This window comes from Bifidobacterium sp. W8110, from assembly GCF_016101375.1.
Classification (GTDB): Bacteria; Actinomycetota; Actinomycetes; order Actinomycetales; family Bifidobacteriaceae; genus Bombiscardovia; species Bombiscardovia asteroides.
This window is the reverse complement of sequence record NZ_JACFQO010000001.1, coordinates 339,015-356,799: the sequence shown is the minus strand read 5'-3', so window position 1 is coordinate 356,799 and position 17,785 is coordinate 339,015. Positions and strand designations below refer to the sequence as shown.

At 60.5% G+C, this 17,785-nt stretch carries 17 protein-coding genes, 3 tRNA genes and 1 pseudogene; 5 read left to right on the top strand and 16 right to left on the bottom strand.

The window, feature by feature from the left end:
• Positions 1-13: 13 nt before the first annotated feature.
• The 3 genes from eda to H3T88_RS01410 all read right to left on the bottom strand — a co-directional run bounded on the left by eda (position 14) and on the right by H3T88_RS01410 (position 3,251).
• Entirely contained in the window at positions 14-679 is a 666-nt protein-coding gene (eda, locus tag H3T88_RS01420) for a bifunctional 4-hydroxy-2-oxoglutarate aldolase/2-dehydro-3-deoxy-phosphogluconate aldolase (RefSeq protein WP_198203297.1), read from the bottom strand.
• A gap of 92 nt (positions 680-771) precedes the next feature.
• Positions 772-1,776, bottom strand: a complete 1,005-nt coding sequence (locus tag H3T88_RS01415) for a sugar kinase (RefSeq protein ID WP_015022383.1) — start codon at positions 1,774-1,776, stop codon at positions 772-774.
• A 242-nt stretch (positions 1,777-2,018) separates the two neighbouring features.
• Complete coding sequence (locus tag H3T88_RS01410; protein ID WP_198203296.1) at positions 2,019-3,251, bottom strand: FAD-binding protein; 1,233 nt, start codon at positions 3,249-3,251, stop codon at positions 2,019-2,021.
• Between the two features lie 360 nt (positions 3,252-3,611).
• Between H3T88_RS01410 and H3T88_RS01405 the strand changes: the two genes are divergently transcribed.
• Complete coding sequence (locus H3T88_RS01405; RefSeq protein WP_198203295.1) at positions 3,612-4,943, top strand: O-acetylhomoserine aminocarboxypropyltransferase/cysteine synthase family protein; 1,332 nt, start codon at positions 3,612-3,614, stop codon at positions 4,941-4,943.
• Positions 4,944-5,001: 58 nt separating this feature from the next.
• Here the strand turns inward: H3T88_RS01405 and rpmG are convergent, their stop codons facing one another.
• The 13 genes from rpmG to H3T88_RS01340 form a co-directional block, all read right to left on the bottom strand.
• Complete coding sequence (rpmG, locus tag H3T88_RS01400) at positions 5,002-5,169, bottom strand: 50S ribosomal protein L33 (RefSeq protein ID WP_015022386.1); 168 nt, start codon at positions 5,167-5,169, stop codon at positions 5,002-5,004.
• A 46-nt stretch (positions 5,170-5,215) separates the two neighbouring features.
• A tRNA-Met gene (locus H3T88_RS01395) sits at positions 5,216-5,289 on the bottom strand.
• A gap of 4 nt (positions 5,290-5,293) precedes the next feature.
• A tRNA-Thr gene (locus H3T88_RS01390) sits at positions 5,294-5,365 on the bottom strand.
• A 1-nt stretch (position 5,366) separates the two neighbouring features.
• A tRNA-Tyr gene (locus H3T88_RS01385) sits at positions 5,367-5,448 on the bottom strand.
• A gap of 116 nt (positions 5,449-5,564) precedes the next feature.
• A complete protein-coding gene (gene nrdF, locus H3T88_RS01380; RefSeq protein WP_015022387.1) occupies positions 5,565-6,560 on the bottom strand; it encodes a class 1b ribonucleoside-diphosphate reductase subunit beta in 996 nt (331 codons plus the stop codon).
• Positions 6,561-6,730: 170 nt separating this feature from the next.
• Entirely contained in the window at positions 6,731-8,926 is a 2,196-nt protein-coding gene (gene nrdE, locus H3T88_RS01375) for a class 1b ribonucleoside-diphosphate reductase subunit alpha (RefSeq protein ID WP_015022388.1), read from the bottom strand.
• 51 nt (positions 8,927-8,977) lie between these two features.
• Positions 8,978-9,475: a class Ib ribonucleoside-diphosphate reductase assembly flavoprotein NrdI gene (gene nrdI / locus H3T88_RS01370; RefSeq protein WP_015022389.1), complete on the bottom strand. Its 498-nt coding sequence runs from the start codon at positions 9,473-9,475 to the stop codon at positions 8,978-8,980.
• Between the two features lie 176 nt (positions 9,476-9,651).
• A complete protein-coding gene (gene nrdF / locus H3T88_RS01365; RefSeq protein WP_232347085.1) occupies positions 9,652-10,647 on the bottom strand; it encodes a class 1b ribonucleoside-diphosphate reductase subunit beta in 996 nt (331 codons plus the stop codon).
• Positions 10,648-10,712: 65 nt separating this feature from the next.
• Positions 10,713-11,201: a class Ib ribonucleoside-diphosphate reductase assembly flavoprotein NrdI gene (gene nrdI, locus H3T88_RS01360; protein ID WP_015022391.1), complete on the bottom strand. Its 489-nt coding sequence runs from the start codon at positions 11,199-11,201 to the stop codon at positions 10,713-10,715.
• Between the two features lie 180 nt (positions 11,202-11,381).
• Positions 11,382-12,482, bottom strand: coding sequence for a histidinol-phosphate transaminase (locus tag H3T88_RS01355; protein WP_198203525.1), 1,101 nt, complete (start codon positions 12,480-12,482; stop codon positions 11,382-11,384).
• Positions 12,483-12,602: 120 nt separating this feature from the next.
• Complete coding sequence (gene groES, locus H3T88_RS01350; RefSeq protein ID WP_015022393.1) at positions 12,603-12,896, bottom strand: co-chaperone GroES; 294 nt, start codon at positions 12,894-12,896, stop codon at positions 12,603-12,605.
• 177 nt (positions 12,897-13,073) lie between these two features.
• Positions 13,074-14,519, bottom strand: coding sequence for a hypothetical protein (locus tag H3T88_RS01345; RefSeq protein ID WP_198203294.1), 1,446 nt, complete (start codon positions 14,517-14,519; stop codon positions 13,074-13,076).
• Positions 14,520-14,594: 75 nt separating this feature from the next.
• Positions 14,595-15,248 (bottom strand): GNAT family N-acetyltransferase, encoded by a 654-nt coding sequence (locus H3T88_RS01340; RefSeq protein WP_198203293.1) that lies wholly within the window; start codon positions 15,246-15,248, stop codon positions 14,595-14,597.
• A 79-nt stretch (positions 15,249-15,327) separates the two neighbouring features.
• Here H3T88_RS01340 and H3T88_RS01335 point away from each other — a divergent pair, with 79 nt between their 5' ends.
• The 4 genes and pseudogenes from H3T88_RS01335 (at position 15,328) to mscL (ending at position 17,781) form a co-directional block, all read left to right on the top strand.
• Positions 15,328-16,005, top strand: a complete 678-nt coding sequence (locus H3T88_RS01335; RefSeq protein ID WP_198203292.1) for a 5-formyltetrahydrofolate cyclo-ligase — start codon at positions 15,328-15,330, stop codon at positions 16,003-16,005.
• A gap of 101 nt (positions 16,006-16,106) precedes the next feature.
• Positions 16,107-16,322, top strand: a complete 216-nt coding sequence (locus H3T88_RS01330) for an FmdB family zinc ribbon protein (RefSeq protein WP_015022397.1) — start codon at positions 16,107-16,109, stop codon at positions 16,320-16,322.
• Positions 16,323-16,394: 72 nt separating this feature from the next.
• Positions 16,395-16,733, top strand: a pseudogene (locus H3T88_RS08885) (SAF domain-containing protein); the annotation flags it as partial.
• 520 nt (positions 16,734-17,253) lie between these two features.
• Positions 17,254-17,781 carry a large conductance mechanosensitive channel protein MscL gene (gene mscL / locus H3T88_RS01320; protein WP_198203291.1) on the top strand — a complete coding sequence of 176 codons (528 nt, stop codon included), beginning with the start codon at positions 17,254-17,256 and terminating at the stop codon, positions 17,779-17,781.
• Positions 17,782-17,785 lie beyond the last annotated feature (4 nt).

Here is a 17,785-nt window from a genome sequence, read left to right as displayed (position 1 = left end):
GGGACCCAGACACTCAGCCTTGCACCACCTGCCTGGCCTGAGCACAGGCATCAGCAACGGCCTTCCAGTCGCCTTGGCGCTGGGCCTGGGATGGTACGGGGAAACTCCCGCCCACAGCAAAGACGTTGGGCAGGTCCATGTATTCCCGGGCGTTCCCGAACCCGACTCCCCCGGTGGGCAAGAAGTTCATCTCGGCAAAGGGACCAGAGAGCGCCTTCAAGGTCTTGATGCCGCCGTAAGCCTCGGCTGGGAAGAACTTAGTGAAACGCAGGCCAAGATCATAGGCTTTCTCAATGTCGCTGGGAGTCGCCGTTCCGGGCAAGACCGGTATCCGGGAGCCCAGGCACCAGTCGACCACAGCATCGCTGAAAGCCGGGGAGACGATACCCTTGCAACCTGCCTCCACTGCCTGGCGTGCCTGGTCAACCGTGTGCACGGTTCCTGCCACCAGGGTCACCTCGGGCACCTGATCGTGAATAGCCCGCATCCCGTCCAGGGCGGCAGCCGATCGGAAAGTGACCTCTGCAATGGGCACTCCACCGGAAGCCAGGGCCCTGGCCAGAGGAACCGCTTCCTCGGGTGAATGCAGGGTCACCAGGGGGACCACTTTGATTGTTCTTATCAGATCGATCAATCCGATCCGGTCCTCCGGTACGTCCTTCTTGTCAAACTCGCTCATGCCTGCTTCCTTCTCTTGTGGAATTGAACTTGTTGAATCGAATCCATCGCCTGTCCATGGAGGGCTTCTGATCGTCGCCCGGATAAACCGGCTCAGCCAACCTGCCTGACCGTCGCCCGCTGGTGCCCGGCAATAAAGTCATTTAACCGGGCCTTGTCGGGCAAGCCTTCGTTGTCGGATACCACCTGGGTCTGCATGGCGCCAACGGCACACCCGCGCTCCAACGCTTCGGACATGCGTCGGCCTTCAAGCAGGGCCGACAAGACACCGGCTGCGAAACCGTCGCCGGCACCTACTGTGTCCACAACCGCATCAACCTTGAAACCAGGAACGTAGACACCATCGTGACCGTCCGTCGCGTAGGCTCCATCGGGCCCGTCCTTGACCACCGCATAACGGGCGCCATTGTCAATGAAGGCCTGGCCGATATCGTGGACATTGTCCAGCCCGAACAGATGTCTGCCCTCGGAAATGCCTGGAAGGACCAGATCAGCCTTGGCGCTCAAGGACAGGAGCGTCTGCTTCATTTGCTTGTCGCTCTTCCAGAGAGCCGGACGTTCGTTGGGATCAAAGGAAACGAAAATCTGATTGGCCCGTGACAGCTCAACCAGCGCTTTGCTGGCTTCCAGGGCACTTTCCGAAAGCGCCGGAAGGATTCCGGTCATATGCATCAGCGAGATTCCGCTGCAGTCGATGGCCTTGACGTCGGCCGGACCCAGGGCCGAAGCCGCCGATCCCTTTCGAAAGTAATAAGTCTTGGGGTCTCCCTGCTCTACCTTGGACTTCATCATAAAGCCAGTGGAACGAGTGGCATCCTTGCCGACCAAGGAGGTGTCCAGGTCGTTCTGCCGCATGAAGTACAGAATCCGTTCGCCTATCGGATCCTGGCCTATGCGAGTCATATAGACCGGATGCTGGCCCAATCGTTCCAGGCCAATGGCCACGTTGAGCTCCGCACCTGCCACCGAGGCGCTGAAAGATCCAACCTCGCTACAGGGCCCCTCCTCGCCTGCAGCGAAGAGTCCCATACCCTCGCCGACCAGGAGGACCTTGCCGGGACGGACGCCGCTGACCGTTATGTCGTGGGAAACCGCCATACCATTCCTTCCATGACCAGGACCGATGGATCCGACAGGTCTGTCTCAACCAGCGACAACGCAGGTGACGGTCCGATTCGTCCATTGATGTTTTCAAGCTATGTGATGGAGCGGTGGCGGAGGAATATGTTGCCAGCTGTTGCTTGTCCCGGCATTTTTGTTGGACGCTCGTTTTTTTAAAAAAGACCCTCAGATCTTTGCGTCGATCTGAGGGTCGGAAGAAACGGAGTGTGAAGCAGGGGCTACCAGGCCAAATCAATACCCGGGGTGACAGGTTCGGGAATCAGGTGGATGCCGAAGGTGGAATCCACGCCTTTCTGGATGGCACGGGCCAGTGCCACCATGTCGTCTGAGCCGGCACCTCCCCGGTTGGTCAAGGCCAGTGTGTGCACGTCGGACAGGGCGGCAGCCGACCCCTGTTCCAAGGCGAATCCCTTGTGGAAACCTGAACGATCGATCAGCCAGGCTGCCGAGGTCTTGACCAAGGCCGAGTCTCCGACAGGGTAACGAGGGGCATCCGCCGGGAGGGCATCCGCGGCCTCACGACTGATGATCGGATTGGTGAAGAAACTCCCGCAGCTGTGGCGGTCAAGCAGCGCCCGTTCGCCCCTGGGGCCGTGAAGGTCATCCTGGACCGCCCCCAGAGCCTCTTCCAGGTCGGAGGTTCGACGGCATGATCCCATCCACTTGGTCAGGTACCTGTAGGGATCCTCCAGCATCCCCTTGCCGGCTCTGACGGTCAGGACCGCCTGCCGAATCCGCTCCAGCGGAAGGATTGCTCCGGGCTCCACGCCCAGGGCCTTGGCCAGCTGGACCGAACCCACCCGAGCTTCCGATCCGTGTCGCAGGATCAGGGTGACCGAAAGAACCACGTAGCGCGGTGTGGGGAAGAACCGTGCGTCGGGAACAGCCGGCGCCTGGTACATGGTCTGCTTGAGCAGGGAGGTCCTGTATCCGAAATCCAAATCCGAGGCCTGCAGATAAGCGGTGACTTTGTCCTGGCGATCCCATACCTCAACCGAGTCGACCAGATGTCCGACCTCCTGGCCGTAGGCGCCGATGTTCTGGACCACCGAAGCCCCGACAGTACCTGGGATGCCGGATAGACCCTCCACCCCGATCAGATGCATGCGCACGCAGTAGGAGACCAGGTCATCCCAGTTGGTCCCGGCCGTGGCGTTGATATGAACGACGGGAAGGCCGCCCTCAGGCGGGGCCACCTCGTCGGGAACGCTGATGTCCTGACGGGTATCACGGACAACCACGCCAGGAAAGTCCTGGTCTGAGGCAAGCAGGTTGGAACCCCCGCCGATCAAGCAGAGGGGCAGCCCCTTGGAATCCGCACCCTCCACAGCCTCGATCATGCCCACACGGCTCCGGGGCTGAACGAAAGCGGCCATGCTCCCGCCCACACCCACAGTGGTGATATCGGCAAAGGTCGGGGTTGAGGTGTTGACAGTGACTGCTTCTGGCATGTCTTTCACTGTATCATCGCAGGTGACTGGGTTGGCCCGGAGCCCCGCTTCCCCGCCTGTCATCGGATCTGTTGCCCTGATTCGCTTTCTCAATCCATTGGCTCAATCAGGTGAATTAAGGCAGACACGCCGTATGTCCTTGGCCTGCGCATGGCAGACAAAAGCAAAATATGGACACACATTGGTCGGCTCTCTGGTTTTACCCCCTGTCAACCGATGCTTACCCATAAGGACGGCTGAGGCTGAATAACCTCCTATAAGGAATGCCTATAGAGGCGCTGTTGTCGAAGTATCTAAAAACGGGTTTGATGATCCCTGAAGCACGCGAGCGTCTAGACCACAATCAGAGGAACACACCACATGAGCGAAGGATTCGCAACAAAAGCCGTCCATGAGGGCTATGACTGTCAAGGCCTGGGTCCAGGCGCGGCCAGCGTCCCCATCTACCAGTCGGCAGCCTTTGACATGGTCACCGCAGACCGGGGAGACGCCCTGGCCGCCGGCGAAATTCAAGGATTCTCATACTCCCGCCTGGCCAACCCCACGGTCAAGGTCCTGGAGGACCGCCTGGCAAGCCTGGAGGGTGGCAAGGGGGCCGTGGCCATGGCCTCAGGGATGGCAGCCGTGTCGTCAGCCCTCATGTGTGCAGCCGAAGGTGGCGGACGGCTGATCTCTCCTGTCGATCTTTATGGAACCTCGGTGGATGCCATGAAGACCTTCTTTCCAAACTTCGGCATTGAAACGGATTTTGTGGATGACATCAACGACCTTGACGCGGTGGAGTCCCTGATCCAGGACAACACCAGGGCCATTTTCGCCGAATCCGTGGCCAACCCGTCCACAGCAATCGCAGACATCCCCGGTCTGGCCGATCTGGCCCACCGGCATGGGCTGGCACTGATCATCGACAATACGGTGCCCACGCCATACCTGCTCAACCCGATCGACTTCGGCGCCGACATCGTCGTCCATTCGACCACCAAGGGGATCAGCGGCCACGGCAACGCCCTGGGCGGGGTCATCGTGGATGCCGGACGGTTTGACTGGGACAACGGCCGCTTCCCGCAAATGAGCCAGCCCGAACTGATCATCAGCGACGAGCGGCACGGGTCCATGATCAGCTTTCTGGATGCCTTCGGCAGGATGGCCTTCCTTCACAGGGTCCATACCAAGTACCTGCATACCTTCGGGGCGGTCATGAGCCCCTTTACAGCCTACCTGCAGCTGACCGGCCTTGAGACCCTGGCCCAGCGGGTCGACACCGAGGTGAAGACCGCAGCAACCCTGGCCCGCCACCTGCTGACCATCCCCCAGGTGGAACAGGTAAACTATTCGGGCATTCCCGAGGGTCGGCACCAGGGCGATGCAGACCAGCAGGACCGCCTGGCCTCGACCCTGCTGCCCAGGGGAGTCGGCACAATCCTCTCCTTCAAAGTCCAGGGAGGCTACGAGCAGGTCAAGCGCATCGTGGACTCGGTGCGTCTCATGAGCTATATGCCCAACATCGGCGACTGCCGCACCCTGATTGTGGATCCGGCCAGAATCACCCACAGGGAGGTTCCAGGCCACTACCGCCTCAGCGCAGGGGTAGGCGACGATCTGATTCGAATCTCCGTAGGGCTGGAGAACCCGGGCGATCTGATCGCCGACCTGGATCAGGCATTCGCGATCGCCTACCGGAGCAATCTTTGAATAAAAAAGAACCCGGCCGAACGGTCGGGTTCCGATGAAGCCAAAAGACGGGAAGAACTCAGCGGGTCTCCCGGTGCAGGGTATGCTTGCCGCAACGGGGGCAGAACTTCTTGAGCTCCAGACGGTCAGGAGTGTTACGACGGTTCTTGGTCGTAATGTAATTACGCTCCTTGCACACGGTGCACGCCAGCGTAATGCCAGGACGGATATCTGCGGCTTTTGCCATGGTTCACCTCTATAGTCGTTGCACGACCGACGTATGTCGGCCACAGTAGCGAGGAAGAGACTCGAACTCTTGACCTTACGATTATGAGTCGTACGCTCTAGCCAGCTGAGCTACCCCGCCAGAGAGCCTCGGGTGAGAATCGGACTCACGACCTCTTCCTTACCAAGGAAGTGCTCTGCCACTGAGCTACCGAGGCGTGGCGGATAGAGGATTCGAACCTCTGAAGCATTACGCGGCTGATTTACAGTCAGCTCCCTTTGACCGCTTGGGAAATCCGCCATGCCGCACTAGAACCGGAGCTCCGTACGGCAACTTGCCTATAATGACATGTTTTTCCATTTTCCGCAAGTCCCTCTCCAACGTCGTGTCTTCCGCGTCGGAACGGGACGGGCAGCTCAGAAATCCCAGTCGTCGTCGTCCGTCTCCACGGCCTTTCCCATGACATAGGAGGAGCCTGAGCCGGAGAAGAAGTCGTGGTTCTCGTCGGCATTGGGGCTCAGCGAGGCGATGATGGCGGGATTCACGTCGGTGCTGTCCGAAGGGAAGAGGGCCGGATAACCCAGGTTCATCAGCGCCTTGTTGCCGTTGTAGCGCAGGAACTTGGTGACATCCTCAACCAGGCCCACCCCGGAGTACAGGCTCTCGGTGTATTCCACCTCGTTGTCGTACAGGTCTCCCAGGAGCTCGTAGGTGTAGTCGCTCATGGCCTGACGCTCGGAGTCGGAGACCTTGGCCAACCCCTTCTGGTACTTGTAGCCGATGTAGTAGCCGTGCACGGCCTCGTCCCGGATGATCAGGCGGATCAGATCGGCTGTGTTGGTCAGCTTGGCATGGCTGGAGAAGTACATGGGCAGATAGAAGCCCGAGTAGAAAAGGAAGGACTCCAGCAGGGTGGAGGCCACCTTGCGCTTCAGGGGGTTGTCGCCCTCATAGTAGTCCAGGACGATCTGGGCCTTGCGCTGGAGGAACTCGTTATGCTCGCTCCACTCAAAGGCGGCGTCGATCTGAGGCGTGGAGGCCAGGGTGGAGAAGATGGAGGAGTAGGACTTGGCGTGGACCGACTCCATGAAGGCGATATTGGTATAGACCGCCTCCTCATGGGGGGTCAGCGCATCCGGGATCAGGCTGACGGCGCCCACGGTCCCCTGGATGGTGTCCAGAAGGGTCAGACCGGTGAAGACCCGCATGGTCAGGGTGTGCTCCTCCTCGCTCATGGCCTGCCAGGAGGGCAGATCATTGCTGACGGGAACCTTCTCGGGCAGCCAGAAGTTACCGGTCAGACGGTCCCAGACCTCCAGGTCCTTCTCGTCCTCCAGACGGTTCCAGTTGATGGCGGAGACCCGGTCGATCAGCTTCAGCGGCTGCCGGGGAATGGAAATGGGTGGGACCATGGTTGATTGCTCCTTGTTGGATAGGTGTTCGACACTGCGAAGCGGATCATGACAGGACCGCCAGTCTACCGCATGGGCGGACCCGGCCTGTGGACGTGGATACCAAAGGGCCGGCGCCGCCCCCGAAGACGGCACCGACCAGGGATTGCATATGCCTTAGGACATGTGTCTCAGAGCATGCAGCTGACGCAGCCCTCGACCTCGGTGCCCTCCAGTGCCTGCTGGCGGATCCTGATGTAGTAGAGGGTCTTGATTCCCTTGCGCCAGGCATAGATCTGAGCCTTGTTCAGATCGCGGGTGGTGGCCGTGTCGGGGAAGAAGAGGGTCAGAGAGAGTCCCTGATCCACATGCTGGGTGGCCTCGGCATAGGTGTCCACAATCTTCTTCCAGCCGATCTCGTAGGCGTCCTCGAAGTAGTCCAGGTTCTCGTTGGTCATGTAGGGAGCCGGGTAGTAGACGCGCCCGATCTTGCCCTCCTTGCGGATCTCGATTTTGGAGGCAATCGGGTGGATGGAGCTGGTGGAGTGGTTGATGTAGGAGATTGACCCGGTCGGCGGGACGGCCTGGAGGTTCTGGTTGTAGATGCCGTCCTTGAGGATGGCCGCCTGGAGTTCCTTCCAGTCCTCCACCGTGGGAATGTGGACCTTGTACTGGTCGAAGAGGTCCTTGATTCGCTGGGTCCTGGGCTCCAGGGAACGGCTGCCCTCGGTGTACTTGTCGAAATAGTTCCCCTGCCCTGCCGGCTTGGCATAGTCGGACTTGGCGAAGGAGGCGAAGGCCTTCCCCCGCTCCACGGCCAGGGCATGGGAGGCCCTGTAGGCGTGGTAGGCCACGGTCATGAAGTACATATCGGTGAAGTCCAGCCCCTCCTCGGATCCGTAGTGAATGCCCTCACGGGCCAGGAATCCATGGAGGTTCATCTGACCCAGGCCGATGGCGTGACCCTCGTCGTTGCCCCGCTTGATGGAGGGGACGGCCTCGATGTTGGTGTGGTCAGAGACGGAGGTCAGGGCACGGACCGAGGTTTCGACCGTGTCGGCCAGGCCGCCGTCCATGGCCTTGGCGATGTTGAGGGATCCCAGGTTGCATGAGATGTCCCGACCGATATGCTCATAGTTCAGGTTCTCGGAATAGGTGCTGGGCTCCTGGACCTGCAGGATCTCCGAGCAGAGGTTGGACATGGTGATCCGGCCGTCGATGGGGTTGGCCTTGTTGACCGTGTCCTCGAAGAGGATGTAAGGGTAGCCGGACTCGAACTGGATCTCGGCCAGGGTCATGAAGAAGTCGCGGGCGTCGATGTACTTCTTGTGGATCCGCTTGTCCTTGACCATCTCCTCATAGTGCTCCGTGATGGAGATGTCGGCGAAGGGCTTGCCATAGACCCGCTCCACGTCGTAGGGCGAAAAGAGGGCCATGGGCTCCTTGCGCTTGGCCAGCTCGAAGGTGATGTCGGGGATGACCACGCCCAGGGCCAGGGACTTGATGCGGATCTTCTCATCCGCGTTCTCCCGCTTGGTGTCCAGGAAGCGCATGATGTCAGGGTGGTGGGCCGACAGGTAGACGGCGCCCGCACCCTGGCGGGCACCCAGCTGGTTGGCGTAGGAGAAGGAATCCTCCAGGAGCTTCATGACCGGGACCACGCCACTGGACTGGTTCTCGATGTGCTTGATGGGCGCGCCCATCTCGCGCAGGTTGCTCAGCAGCAGGGCCACGCCGCCGCCCCTCTTGGACAGCTGCAGGGCAGCGTTGACGCCGCGGGAGATGGACTCCATGTTGTCTTCGATGCGCACCAGGAAGCAGGAGACCGGTTCGCCGCGCTGAGCCTTGCCCAGGTTCAGGAAGGTGGGGGTGGCCGGCTGGAAGCGTCCGGAGATGATCTCGTCCGTGTACTTCATGGCGGCCTGCTCGTCCCCGTCGGCCAGCTCCAGGGCCACGGCCACACAGCGCTGGGGGAAGTCCTCCAGGTAGCGCTTGCCGTCGAAGGTCTTCAGCGCATAGGAGGTGTAGAACTTGAAGGCGCCCAGGAAGGTCTCGAATTCGAAGCCGCTCTCGGCCGCATGCTGATAGATCCTGTCCAGGAACTCAGGTGTGTAGCGCTCGAAGACCTTCCGGTCGTAGTACTCGTGATCCAGGAGGTAGGTGATCCTCTCGGCGGTGGAGGGGAAGGCCATGGTGTTGGGCCCCACGTGCCGGTCCATGTACTGGCGCTCGGCCTCGCGGTCCTTGTCGAACTGAATCCTGCCGTCCTTGTCGTACAGGTTCAGCATGGCATTCAGGGCATGGTAGTCGTGAGCCGGATCGAAGGTCTCCTCATCCTCGGATGCGGTCCTGTCCAGGGCCAGGGACGTGTCCTCGTTTGCTCCCATCGGGTGTCCTTTCATGAGTATTGCGGTGATGATGTGTGTAATGAAATTGGTTCAGGACTCGGGGTGGTTGCGGAAGAAATCCACAACCCCGCGGCGGACCTTCTCCTGGTCCTCCTTGGTGCCCATGAGCTCGAAATAATAGAGGAAGGGCACATTGCACTTGCGGGAGATGATGTCCCCCGCCATGCAGAAGGCCTCCCCAAAGTTGGTGTTGCCCGAGGCGATGACCCCGCGGATGCCGGCCCGGTTGGCCGGATCGTTCAGGAAGCGCTTGATCTGCGGCATGACAGCCTTCTTGGCCGATCCTCCCCCATAGGTGGGGACGATCAGGATGTAGGGCTGTCGAATGTTGAGGGGCGGATCCTTGGGCCTCAGAGGGATGCGGAAGACGTCAATCCCCTCGTCATCCAAATGGCAGTTGGCGATGAACCGGGCGGTGTTGCGCGAGGCCGACGAGAAGTAGACCACGGCCCCCAGGCGCTGACCCTGGGCGGCGAACTCGGGAGCGCTGAGCTCCGAATCAGTTCCGGCGGTCTGCTGTTGCTCCATGCTTCCTCCTGATCAGGCCATCCAGAGCCTGTCTTGACGGTGATGCCCGTCCTGAAGACGGACCGATCAGAACCCGCCCAGCGCGAGCCTGAACTACTATATGTGCTATCGATATTGAAAACGGTGAGCATATATAGGGTTTTATGTGCCCAATATCACACCGGTTCCAACTCCCCCTAGAAGTCCCAGTCGTCGTCGTCCGTGGACTCGGAGTGCCCCATGACGTAGGAGGAGCCCGAACCCGAGAAGAAATCATGGTTCTCGTTGGCCGATGGTGACAGGGCCGCCAGGATCTCCGAACTGACATCGGTCTGGTCGGCCGCGAACCGGGCCGGATAGCCCAGGTTCATCAGCGCCTTGTTGGCATTGTAACGAACGAAGGCGAAGACGTCCTCGACGAAGGGGAAGCCCTGATAGATCTGCCCCGAGTAGACCATCTCAAGGTCGTAGAGCTTGTCCAGCAGATCGTTGGTGAACTTCTCCAGCATGGCCTGGTCGGCCTTGGTCCTCTCCTCCAGACCACGCTGATACTTGTAACCCGAGTAATAGCCATGGATGGCCTTGTCGCGTAGGATCAGCCGGATCATGTCGGCCGTGTTCATCAGCTTGGCATGGCTGGAGAAGTAGAGGGGCAGGTAGAAACCGGCATAGAGCATGAGCGAGGAGAGCATGGTGGAGGCCACCTTGCGCTTCAGGGGATCCTCACTGACATACTCGTGCAGGACCGTGTGGACGCGCTCCTGGAGGACGTCGTTGGCCACGGCCCAGCGGTAGGCCTTGTCGATCTCCTCGCTGGAGCAGAGGGTGGAGAAGACCGAGGAGTAGGAGCGGGCATGAACCGACTGCATGAAAGCGATGTTGGTATAGATGGCCTGCTCCTGCTCGGTGCGGGCGTGATCGATCTGCACCAGCTCACCGATGGTGGCCTGGGTGGTATCCAGCATGGTCAGTCCGGTGAAGACACGGACCGTGGTCTGGCGCTCATGATCGGTCAGGGTGTTCCAGGATGGGATGTCGTTGGACAGGGGCACCTTCTCGGGCAGCCAGAAGTTGGAGACCAGTCGGTTCCAGACCTCCAGATCCTTCTCGTCGGTGATGTTGTTCCAGTTGACCGGGCGAATCCTGGCCTCAGGGGTGACCCGGTACTGGGGTGGGGTGATGGACTTGCGCATCATCTCGTCGTCGGCATAGACGCCGGCCTCGGAATTGGTGCTCTCTTCGGTGTTTTCCTGCTGGCTCATGACAAAACCGCCTTTCGTGAATCAGTCGACTGCTGCTGGAGCTGCACTCCCATTCCGGCCAGGATGGCCCTGACCGCCTGAACATCCTCCGAGGTGCCTAGCAGCTCAAAGCGATAGAGCTCAGGGACGCCGCATCGGCGGGCTATCAACGGGCCGGCCGCGCAATATGCGCTGCCGAAGTTCCGGTTGCCCGAGGTGACGACTCCGCGGATCAGTCCGCGGTTGACCGGATTGTTCAGGAAGTGGATGACCTGCTTGGGCACGGCTCCCTTGGCTGACCCACCGCCATAGGTGGGCACCAGCAGAAGGTAGGGCGCATCCATAACGGGCATGGGCTGGCGCCGCTCGTACAGAGGAATGCGGATGGGCTCCTCCACGCCCAGCCGCTGCACAAAGCGGTGGGTGTTGTTGGAGACGCTGGAGAAGTACACCAGCTTGGAGGCGCCATCCGGGGGATCGTGCCGATCCACATCTGCTGAGGACATAGTGACTGCTGCTCCTTGGTAAACACTATATATTGGATTGATTTGGCCAGCCAACCACAATATATAGGTTTATCCAAGACGACACAAGTTCGCAGGAGCAGAATTGCCTTTGCTGTGACATTCCATACAAGGATGGAGACGGCAATGATTTAGGTTTACGCTCGCGCCAGTGCACGACCTTCAGTCAGAAATGGAATCCTGCGGTAAACCCTGTCGACGCAGATCAGCGCAAACTTCCAGGACCCGGTCGTTGGCCTCCCGCTCCCCCACAGTGATGCGGATGCCCTCGCCTGGGAAGGTTCTGACCGACAGGCCTGCGTCGCGGAAACGCCGATCAGCCCGCGCGGCGGCCGGTCCCAAAGGAAGCCAGTAGTAGTTGGCCCGAGGTTCAGGAATCTTCCACCCCTGCCCCTTCAAACCAGCCAGGATTCTGGTCCGTTCCTGCTTGAGTGCCTGGACCCGTTCGGCCAGACGATCCTGTGCGTCCAGGCTTGCCATTGCCGCGCTCTGGGCCACATCGGTGACTCCGAAGGGCAGGGCGACCTTGTTCATGCCGGCAATGATCGGTTCGGCAGCCACAGCGTATCCGATTCGCAGACCAGCAAGTCCATAGGCCTTGGAGAAGGTCCGTGCCACTATCACATTGGGATGCTCGCGCATGAACGACAATCCGTCGGCTCGATCAGGGTCGTCGTTGAACTGTATATAGGCCTCGTCAAAGAGCACCGGTAGCTCTGAAGGCAGGGCTTGAAGCAGACGTTCGGCCTGATCGCGGTCGACGTTGGTCGCGGTCGGATTGTTGGGGTTGTTGACAATGACCAATCTGGTGTGCTCGTTGACCGCTGCGATCATGGCCTCGATGTCATGCCGCCCCCGCCTATCCAGGGGCACGGGCACCCCGGTGGCGCCGGCCATGGTGATGATGATGGGATAGGCCTCGAAACTGCGCCAGGGGTAGACCACCTGGTCGCCGTGACCGGCCACCAGGTCAACCAGCTGGGTGATGACCTCAGTGGATCCGCATCCCAGCTGAATGCATGCTGGATCCACGCCGTGAAGCCTGGCCAGCCGCTCCACCAGACGGGTGCCACGCATGTCCGGATAGCGGTTCAGATGGCCCAGGGCCTGTTCGGAAACGGTTTGAAGCACGCCCGGCAGGGGCGGGTATGGGTTCTCGTTGCTGGAGATCTTGTAGCTGGTCAAACCGGGAACGGCTGGTGCCGGGCTGCCCTGTCGGTATCCGGGAAGGGAATCAATACTGGCGCGATGACGATAGTACATGGGCACCATGCTAGTGGCCGCCATGTGTCCCTGCGGTATCTGTTCCGCTGCACGGTCCTGACAAGACGAAAGTGGCCCCCGGTCCTTCCACAGGACCAGGGGCCACTAATCACCGCCTCTTTACTTGAGGATGGCCAGAACGTCGCGCGCGGACACAATCAGATAGTCCTCGCCGCCGTAGTTGACCTCGGTGCCGCCGTACTTGGAGTACAGAACCTTGTCGCCCACCTTGACATCCATGGGGATGCGCTCGCCCTTGTCGTCACGACGGCCGGGGCCTGCCGCCAGCACCTCGCCCTGCTGGGGCTTCTCCTTGGCGGTATCAGGGATGACCAGCCCGGAAGCGGTCTTGGTCTCCGCCTCAGCCTGCTTGATGACGATCTTGTCTTCCAACGGTGTGAGTGAAATCGACACTGTGGACCTCCTACATCTTGTGAGAACAGCCAATGAACCCACGCCGGAACGTCGATGAGAGGCTGACGAACACTCACCACGCATTCCTTTGCGCTACAAGTCATAGTAGCGCGAAATTAGCACTCTGCCAACTTGAGTGCTAACGCTGGTGGTGAAAGATGAATTGCCGAGTTGTCCTCAGGACTTGGCCGCCGGACGACGCCGGGCCAAAATGGCCTCCACGCCGATGGACAGGGAGTCCTCGCTGCGATCGGGCACCTCGACCTGAGCCTGCATCTCCCGCTTGTGAAAGTCGTCGGGCCGGCCATCAGCCTTCTTCTGAGCCTGCTTCTGATCCGGTTGCTTCTTTTCGGGGGGACGGGCCACGGAAACCTGCCGCGTGGATTTGATCTCCAGGCTGTGGGGACCCTCGTCTTCGTTATTCTTGCCGTCCTTGTCCGCTTCATCGCCACGGGCCGATCCCAGGGAGAAGGAGATCAGATCCTGGCCCGCCGCCATGCCGAAGGCGTCCAAGGCTGGAGAGGGGTTGATGCGCTTGAGCTCATTGGTTGCGTCGTCCTGGGCCTTAGAAGGGGACGATGAAGACGGGTGCTCTTTGCCGGCAGAGGCAGAGACCGATCCAGATTTGCCTGAATGGGCGGCGGATTGGACAGACACCGATCCTGGCGAAGTCGACCGAGCTACAGACTCGGAAGCCGAGGACTTGTCCACTGAAGACTTGGGCGCTGCAGGCTTGGAGGCGGTCTTCTGGGCCTTTGAAGATTGGGGGGTTGCCGGTTTGGAAGCCGTCGGCCCAGAGGCTGCTTGTTTGGCTGGGGTCCTTTCAGAGGTCTTCTTGGCGTCGGACGGACCGCTGGACGTATGCCCGGTCTGCGCAGCGGTCTTTTCGGGCGGCTTGACGGACCCGGCCGGACCCTTAGCCTTGCTGCTGGCTGTCGACTTTGCAGGCTTGGTCGAATTGTGCTGCCTGGCCTTGAGGGCTGCCTGCTGATCAGCCTTGGCCTGGGCCAGCGTTCGACGAATCTCACTCTTGTCAAGCACATCCGTGGCCGTTTCCGTGCGGCCCTCATTCTTGGCCTGCCCAGGCTTGCCGGAGGTCTTGCTCCTGGTCAGACTGGCCGCCTGCTGACGACGTTGCCGGGCACGCCGCTGGGCCAAATTGCGCTCCCAGGCCCGAGCCTGGGCTGAAGCATGTGCGCCGGCAGCAAGCACCACTATCACCAGGGCCAGAGGAATCAGAGTGAACCATGGGCTATAATCCAAAGCGAAAGAGAGCCCAGCCACCAGCAGGGTGACGACCAAGAGGACAAGGACCAGAATGCGACGACGGCGTATGGCCGCGCGACGCAACTGTCTGATCTGCTTGATGCGCTGGGCCTGACTCCGCCGGTTGCCATCCTGCTGCCCTTGCTGCATGACCAACCCTTTCACCGTCCTCGACTGCCTGTCGCAGAACCTCATCCCGTCTTCCCGACCCACCATGTGCAGGGAGGTGGAAAGCCTGTCCTGGCGATGCTCCGAGGCCCGCTTCATGCCCTTGATGGTGCGAAACGGCAGCCAACCCAGCACCAGAATCACCGCAATCACCAAAACCACGATGCTGCTGAGTGATCCATAAGCCATAAGTACTACGTTAGTTGACGGTATGCCCCAAGCGGCAAGTCAAACCCAGCGTGTCGACCATATCCACCCAGGGGTTCATAGACGAGCCAGCAGATTGGGATCGAATTGGTCGCTGATCCAAGCAAAGGTCAGATGGTCCCGCCACCGTCCGTTTACGTACATGTAGCTATGGCGCAGCCCTTCCGGCTCCATGCCCAGCTTTTGGACGACACGCAGGGAACGCTGGTTTTCAGGCAGAATCGCCACCTCCAGACGGTGCAGATGAGGCCCCCTCCTGTCCCTGAAGGCCCAATTCGCCAACATGGCCAGGGCCAGGGGCGCAAATCCGTGGCCGATCCAATCCTGGTCCACCCAGTAACCCGCTACCGCCGTGCACATGGACCCGTAGCGGATGGCGCCCAGGGAAATCTGCCCCACGATGCTCTGATGAAACTCCATCAGGAAGACCGCTGAAGTGCCGTCCTGCCGGGAACGCTCCAACTCCTGCATCCACTGGGCATATGTCATGCCAGGCCCGTGGCGGGGATCCCCTGATTCCCATGGAGCCAGCCAATCACGATTCCTCCATCGGACCGCGTTCCAGGCTGCCTGGTCACCCTCACGAATGGGCCTCAGTAGAAAGTCCCCATGGCCTGGGGGCGGAGTCAGACGATCAGGCAGATTCAGAGCATGGTCCGAACGGGCTCGGGAACCCTGCCAGACCTGGCGGAAGGTATGCAGAACCGACATGACTCCATATTCTCACCGAACGGCAGCCGAGGCAGACATGCGTCCACCAAGGAGAGCCCCTGCTGGTAGAACTGAGGACATGAACGAGCAGGATCGCATCGATATGGATAAGCAGAATCGGCGCGGCCTACTGCTTGAGGCCCGACGGCGTATCGACCGGGCTCAATGCCAGGATGCGGGCCGCAAGCTGGCTGATCTGCTGGCCGACCAGGTACTTGCCAAGGTCGAACGCTTCCGAAGCGAACAGACCCTGACCGTGGCTGCCTTTGCCTCCATTCGGGGGGAGATAGCCATGGATTCCAGCCTGGATCTCCTGCTGGGCCGGGGCTGCCAGGTGCTCATTCCCATGCTGGGTACGGGCACCCAGGTCGGTTGGGGGCGCCTACGATCAGAGCAGGATCTGCAAGGCATGAGGCGGATTCCCGGCTGGCGGCCTGACGAACCCGATATGCCGGCCTTGCCGGCGCAGGCCTTGAATCAGGCTGATCTGATCATGGTGCCGGCGCTGGCCATCGACCATGACGGCATTCGTCTGGGTAGGGGCGGCGGCTGGTATGACCGGGCCCTTGCCCTGCGTGCAGAACAGACTCCAGTGGTGGGCATCTGCTGGCCCGGCGAATTCGTGGAAGACCCTCTGCCCCATCTGGACCATGATCTTCCTGTGGATGCGGTCCTGACACCCGAAGGTTTCACGCCCACAGCCACAGGTCTGTCACGAATGCCCGGAGCGGACCATAATGGTGATGAACAAGACTGACGAGGGGCCCGGTGCCGATTCTTCTGGTCGAAGCCACCACTAGGATATTGGGTGTTGAACCAATCGTCGCGCGAACCGACCATCAGCGGAGGGAAAGAACGGTGCCCACCTATCATTATCGTTGCAAGAACTGTGGATACGACTTTACCAAGGAGCAGTCCTTCAGCGACGAACCCATCACCATCTGCCCCAAGTGCGGGCAGCAACAGGTCCGCAAGGTCTTCTCCGCAGTGCCCATCGAGTTCAAGGGCCATGGTTTCTACCGGACCGACGGAGCCTCATCTTCCTCCTCTTCAAGCTCCACAAGCAGCAAGTAGACCGAGAGGCACATTCGACCACATCGACCATGCGGACCCATACGTCGGCCAGGATTCTGGCAGGCTGGGGGCATGGTCGATTTTTCCATCTTCAGCAATAAGGACAAGCCCTCAGCCACCACGGGATTCCTGACCCGCCGACGTCGGCTCTTCAGGCTGCGGCGCACAGGGGCCGCCCTGGCATTGGGGCTGGCGGTCTTCTGCACCCTACAGATCCTGCTCCAGGCCCAGGGCCGCCTGTCTGTACTGGTCGCAGCGCGGCCTATTGCACGCGGATCAGCCATCGAGCCTGGCATGGTTGAAACTCGGATTCTGCATGGCAGAGAACGGTTGCCTGGCCTGATCTCCTCATTTGGGCAAGTACATGGGCGTCGACTGATGATAAGCATCCATACAGGGCAACCGCTGACAACGGCCATGATCAGCAGCAGACCGGCACAACCACCCGGGACCACTCCGGTGACCGTCCGCCTGGCCGACGACCCGGGAGACCTGCAGGCCGGCGACCAGGCGAGCCTGCTTGCTTCCGGAGACTGCCCAGCTGGTGCCGGTCCGCATCCTGCCCAGACGGGTTCCCTGCCACCGGCCTCTGGGCCGGCCTCAGGCGGCGGGCGCTGCATGATAGCCGAGCAGGCACTGGCTCTACAGTCGGCACAGACCATCGCCAAAGATCGATCCGGCCTGGAAGGTCGGGAGGGTGACCAAGTCCGACAATCGTCCCAGGCCGTCTTCGCCCTGGATGCCAGTCAGGCTCTGCTTTTGTTATCGCTGGATCCATCTACACCCGTCATTGCGATCCGCCCAGACAGAGTCTCTGTACCGACACCCTCCAATCATGTCGGAAAACCGAAACCATCCTGGGCCCGCGATAATGGAGTAAGAAGCAGGCATGGGCTCTCTATGCCTCACATCAGCTACGGAAGGATGGACAATGGCCTCAATCAATCAGGTGGCGGCCAAGGATACCGCCGAAGCAGTCCACAAAATCTCGCAAATCAGCAACAAGGGCGTCCTGGGCGAGTTCAAGCAGTTCATCTCCCGCGGTTCCATGGTGGATATGGCCGTAGGTGTGGTTATGGGTTCGGCGGTGACCAGCGTGGTCAACGCCATCGTCAACAATCTGATCAGCCCCCTGATCGCCATGATCTTCGGCAAACCGGACCTGTCAGGGCTCCTGACCATCAACTACCGGAACGCCACCATCTCCTTCGGCGCCATTCTGACGGCCCTGCTCAACTTCCTCTTGATCGCGATCGCCGTCTACTTCTGCATCATCATGCCCATCAACAAACTGCGGCAGCTGAGCCGGGCAGCCTCGGGGATCAAGGATCAGCCCAACGCACCCAGCCCCCAGGACCAGACCCTTCAGCTGCTCCGTCAGATCGCCGACGACATTCACCAGTCAACGAGCGCAGACAGTCAAAAGGCTGGAACCGAACTGCCCAAGAGCCAGGACTAGGACC